Annotated in this window: 2 protein-coding genes; both read left to right on the top strand. The window is 29.9% G+C overall.

Annotated elements, in window-relative coordinates:
* The coding region (locus GA0061080_RS12200) for an RHS repeat-associated core domain-containing protein (protein WP_141683175.1) at positions 1 to 675 on the top strand (675 nt) is incomplete at its 5' end.
* Positions 676 to 679: 4 nt separating this feature from the next.
* Complete coding sequence (locus GA0061080_RS12195; protein WP_091126220.1) at positions 680 to 1219, top strand: hypothetical protein; 540 nt, start codon at positions 680 to 682, stop codon at positions 1217 to 1219.
* Positions 1220 to 1487 lie beyond the last annotated feature (268 nt).

Raw genomic sequence — 1487 nt, 5'->3', positions numbered from 1 at the left:
CAGATAATAAACGAAACCTACCATCAAGACGATTTTCACGCCCTGCCGGATAACCCGTTAAGATTCCAAGGGCAATATTATGATGAGGAGACGGGGTTACATTACAACCTAAACCGCTATTACGACCCATTTACAGGCAGGTATATTACTCAAGATCCTCTCGGTATACTAGGCGGACTAAATAGTTATCAATATGCCGGTAGCGATCCGATAAATTGGATTGATCCGTTAGGGTTGATTAATACAGCTTCAAAAGGTAACGAAAAGCTACTAGAAAAAACAAAATCCATAGCAATTGAAAGCTCAGTTCCAGATATTTATTCCGATTTCGCAATACAAGCCACGAATAATGCTCGATCTAATAAAATTATGCTAGGTAAATATAATGAAAATGGTATTTCTTATGTAGAGGAAGCTATTAATGAAAAAGCAACTTACTTTCAATTGGAAAACTGGTCAGAAATAGCAGCAAAACTTGGTGAAGAAAACATGTGGAAAATTAATGAAGCTTTTCTTGAGCAGCAAGTTGCTTTAAATAAAACAATATTACTATCCCATAATCCTTATACTGCCACCGGCTACTTTTCACAAGAGGTAAACTTTTTGATAAAACTTAATTACTATTTTGTAAAAGAAAAGAATTATTGGCGAGCCATCAAAAACACAGGAAATTGATATAATGAAAGGTGATATATATAAGCAAGCTAAAGAAATATTTTTTAAATATCAGGGTAATTCTTTTTTTATGGAGCAAGATTATTTATATAAAACATTTAAAAATTATAATGTTCCTCAGAATGTTTTAGCTGATTGGTATAAAGAATTACTTCGAAATAATAAAGAACAGCTTTTATGTGCATCAAATAATAAAGAAATCAAAAGTAAATTTTTTATATATTTAGAATTAATCAGATGTAACAAACAATACTTTTCTAATAATGATATTGAATTTGCATTTGATTTTTTCCGTAAAAATAAAGGATTAGATGATTTTTCTAAAATAATAATGGTTGAAATCATAATAAAATTTATAAAACAGCAAAATATAATAGATACTTCAATAAAAGAATATTGTAAAGTAGTATTAACTAAAATTAATACTGATTCATTTACTGTAGATGAAAGTTATAAGTATCATGGTGAATTGCCTTCGTATACATTAAAAGAAAATGTATCATCACGAGTTTTAGAGGATCTGGAGCAGATTGCCAATTTATAGAATAACATTAAATTTATTTTGGCTATAGTTTATTAAACCCATTACAAAAGTATAGAACATACACACCCACAGGGAATAGCTTATGCTAGCTCTCAAGATATGCAAATAATGTTACTTTTAGAAAGATTGGGATCACCACAGCGAAGTTCTCAAATTATTCCATCGGGAAAAGTTGTCATTCGTTTTAATGCTGAAAAAGGAAAACTTTAATGGATATTAATGAATTTAATTACTTATGGGATGGAAGCGAACAAGGATGGTGTTTGAT

Source organism: Gilliamella intestini, assembly GCF_900094935.1.
Classification (GTDB): Bacteria; Pseudomonadota; Gammaproteobacteria; order Enterobacterales; family Orbaceae; genus Gilliamella; species Gilliamella intestini.
This window is presented reverse-complemented; position numbering and strand designations above follow the sequence as displayed.